At 56.4% G+C, this 3581-nt stretch carries 2 protein-coding genes; both read left to right on the top strand.

Annotated elements, in window-relative coordinates; translation table 11 throughout:
- Nucleotides 1-342: 342 nt before the first annotated feature.
- Nucleotides 343-1818, top strand: a complete 1476-nt coding sequence (locus tag H0V78_08980; GenBank protein MBA2351903.1) for an amidohydrolase family protein — start codon at nucleotides 343-345, stop codon at nucleotides 1816-1818.
- A 238-nt stretch (nucleotides 1819-2056) separates the two neighbouring features.
- Nucleotides 2057-3364, top strand: a complete 1308-nt coding sequence (locus tag H0V78_08975) for a hypothetical protein (protein ID MBA2351902.1) — start codon at nucleotides 2057-2059, stop codon at nucleotides 3362-3364.
- Nucleotides 3365-3581 lie beyond the last annotated feature (217 nt).

Raw genomic sequence — 3581 nt, 5'->3', positions numbered from 1 at the left:
GCGCAAGATGGATCTGTTCCGCCTGCACGCGATCTTTGGACGAATAGCTGAGAAAGATTTTCATCGCCGTGCGCAGCGCGAAGCCAGATGTGTGCCGTCCGTGTCATTGCGAGCCGCTGACACCAATATGTCATTGTGAGCGCCTTAGCCCCGGGCTTGAACCGGCGAAGCAATCCGGTTTGCCGTTTTCAGAGCAGGGTCGCTGTTGCCGCGCCAAAACCAGATTGCCGCGTCGGCGGCGCCTCCTCGCAATGACAAATCGGCGGCGTCCGTTGTTGAATGGATACTCGATTATCCGGTCAATCAGGTTTCGGCAATTAAACTCATGCAGCGGAGGGCCTCATGCCCCGGCAACACGATCCCGAAGGGCGGCGCCTGCCCATCAAGCTCGATACCACGACCAACGGCGAGTTTGCGCCGATAGCGCTGGAGCCGGTGCATCATCAGGCTCGTCGGCTCGCGTCCGATCTAGCCAGCGAAAACGCCAAACGCCGCGGCGTTTCTCGCCGATCCTTTCTCGTCTCGGCATGCGGCGCGGCTTCGACTCTGCTCGCGATGAACGCGGCTTATTCGGCCGCGGGGCGCAATGGCGGATTTTACGATCTTGCTGATGCGGCCGCGGTCGATCCCGAAATCGCAAAGTCATCACTGGACGGCAAGGAATTCATTTTTGACGTGCAAGGCCACTTCGTGAACCCGGACGGCGCATGGCTCAAGCAAGTCCCGCCGGATGCCAAGCCGCTTTCCTTTTTTGAGAAGTCGGGCTGCGCGCTTGCCGACGAGCCCGGTAAGCGCAGCTACCTGCAATGCTTGAGTTCGGACGAATTCATCAAGGACGTCTTCCTCGATTCGGACACCGACATGATGGTGCTGTCTTTCGTGCCCTCGCGCCGCGACGCGGAACCGCTGACCATAGAAGAGGCCGCCGCGACCGCCGCAATCGTCGAACGCATGGAAGGTACGCACCGACTGCTGATCCACGGTCGCGTCAACCCGAATCAGGATGGCGATGTGCAAGGCATGGACCAGCTCGCCGAACGTTGGAAAGTGTCGGCGTGGAAGACGTACACGCAATGGGGGCCGGACGGCAAAGGATATTTTCTGAGCGACGACATCGGCCTCGCCTTCATCGACAAGGCGCGAAAACTCGGCGTCAGGAATATCTGCGTGCACAAAGGCATTCCGTTCGGCAGACAATCGTATGAGCACTCGCTGTGCGATGACATCGGCAAGGTCGCGAAGCGCTATCCCGATGTCAATTTCCTGATCTACCACTCCGGGTTCGTGCCGGGTCAATCCGAAGGCGCATACGATTCCAAACGCAACGAAGGCATCGATTCGCTGATCAAGACTGTCGTCGAAAACGGCGTGCCGCGAAACAGCAACGTCTATGCGGAGCTCGGCAGCACCTGGCGCCTGCTCATGCGCGATCCCACCAGCGCAGCGCATGGGCTCGGCAAGCTGTTTAAGTACGTGGGCGAGGACAACGTCCTGTGGGGGACCGATTCGATCTGGTACGGCTCGCCGCAGGATCAGATCCAGGCATTCCGGACTTTTCAGATTTCGGAGAAGCTTCGCGAAAAACACGGCTACCCGGAGATCACGCCAAAGCTTCGCGCCAAGGTTTTCGGATTGAACGCGATGAAGCCTTACCGTATCAGCGCGGATGAGATGAAGCGCTACATGGCGAAGGATCGAATCGCCAACGATCGCATCGCCTACCGCGAAGCGCCGAACCCGCACTTCCGCACGCACGGTCCGAAAACGCGGCGGGAATTCCTGAATCTGCTGGCGTGGAATGGCGGGCAGCGGGCGTGATTCCGAACCGCTAACGCCGCCATTTCACTTGGGAGAAAGAACAATTCCCACCAGTATGTAGTTCTCCACAAGCTTTGCGAGCAGCCGCAGGCTCCGCAGCGCCGCTTTGGAACGTGCCAGATCGCAAACCGCAGGAAGCGCATGCTTTAGACTTGACCCAGAAGCGGCAGCTTTTTTGCGTTTGCATGCACGAAGGGAATCACACTTGCCAATCTTTTCATTTCGATCCGTGCGTCGCATGCTCGATGATATTGCGCCGTCGCTTAGTCATCGGCGCGTTAACGAACTCGAGGTGAAGCTTCGGTCGCGGGATGACCAAACCGTCCCTGCTGAGTGGGAAATCGCAGTTGGGTTCGCGCTCTCCAAGGTTGGAAAGATTATCGACCCCGGTGACCAGAGGTCTGGCAATCCGGACTTCATCTTCTTGCCTAGGGGATCTTCCGACGAAATCATCATCGAGGTCACATCTCTGTCGGACCGCACGGCGGACGTCGAAAACCCAGTAGATGACTTTATTGCTCGACTAAGTAGTGTTGGAGGCGAGGAAGGCATAACTCCGCGCCTCGGTACGTTTAATTGGCGGCTAGAGAACGTCGAAGTCGAGGGCCGGATCATTATCGGAGTACCAGCGCGGCGCGACATCGAAGCCTTTTTCAAGTCGCCGGCGTTCCGCGCGTTTGCATCAACTATCAAAGCATCACCAAACGAAACTCACAGCTATCAATTTGAGGCTCGCGGCGCTGCCGGCGTTATTACCTTTGCCCCGGGAAAGCAGTACACGACTGGCGGCCACAGAAGCTACAAAATAGCGCAGAGGCTGGATGACTCTCGTGTGTTTAACGCGCTTAAGAAGAAAGAGAAGCAGCTTTCAAAGGCGGCCCTTGACTTGCCCGCGGTCGTGTTCCTCTGCGACAACGATTGCGACCTGCTGAGATACGAGCAGATGTATTCGCCAGGCACGTTTAGGATCGACGACATCGTGACCGCCTTCTTAAATGGACGCCCGCACTGGCAACAGGGCCCCTTGATTTTTCAGGAAGGTATGCCCAAAAAAGGAAACCGAATCCACGCAATCGTCACGCTGACGGTACATCGGCCGTGGGGATTCGGAGGTCTGCACAATCGCTTAGAACTGCGAGGTCGTTTGATTCCGGCATCTCATTGCGCCGATAGTAGTATTCGCTCGGAGGATTTCCTTCGGATAATGAATGCGGCGGTGGCGCAGTTACCGGTTCCGTCCTCAACGCCGAATAACGCTTTGCGAAAGTATCGATGGCCTGCAAGTTTTGGAGGAGGCATGATGACAGGTAACGAAGTCAAAGTTTCACTTCTCACGCTACAGAAACTATTGGCTGGAGAGATTTCATACGAGGAGTTCTCTGAAAGTCAAGATATGCTCGCCGTCCAACTCCGGAACCTAGATGCAAAAGGGCTTATGATTACGAGCGTTGAAATCGTGCGCCAAGAGGATAACGACGACGATTGGATCACACTACGATTTGGGGGGCTACAGCCTGACCGATTATTCGATCCTAATAATCGGTGACATGCCAAACGTTTTCCTACCACTGATCAGCGACAAATCCAGCAGCAATACTCGACCGCGCGGCTGAATTGCGTACGGCAATGCCGAACCCTCAGTTGCATACTTTCAGATATCGTCTAGCGTCAACTTCGGTGGATTTCTTCCTGCACGCCGGTCACACTCGTCCCAAGCCTCCTTGGCCGCTTGGAAAGTCTTCCACTCGACCTCTCGCAAGGCC

Source organism: Burkholderiales bacterium (genome assembly GCA_013695435.1).
In the GTDB taxonomy this organism is placed as follows: Bacteria; Pseudomonadota; Gammaproteobacteria; order Burkholderiales; family JACMKV01; genus JACMKV01.
Note: the sequence above shows the minus strand (reverse complement) of the source record. Positions and strands in the feature narration are given on the sequence as shown.

Coding starts and splice junctions, on each gene's coding strand:
- H0V78_08980 (MBA2351903.1), top strand. CDS start 343: ATGCCCCGGCAACACGATCCCGAAGGGCGGCGCCTGCCCATCAAGCTC.
- H0V78_08975 (MBA2351902.1), top strand. CDS start 2,057: ATGCTCGATGATATTGCGCCGTCGCTTAGTCATCGGCGCGTTAACGAA.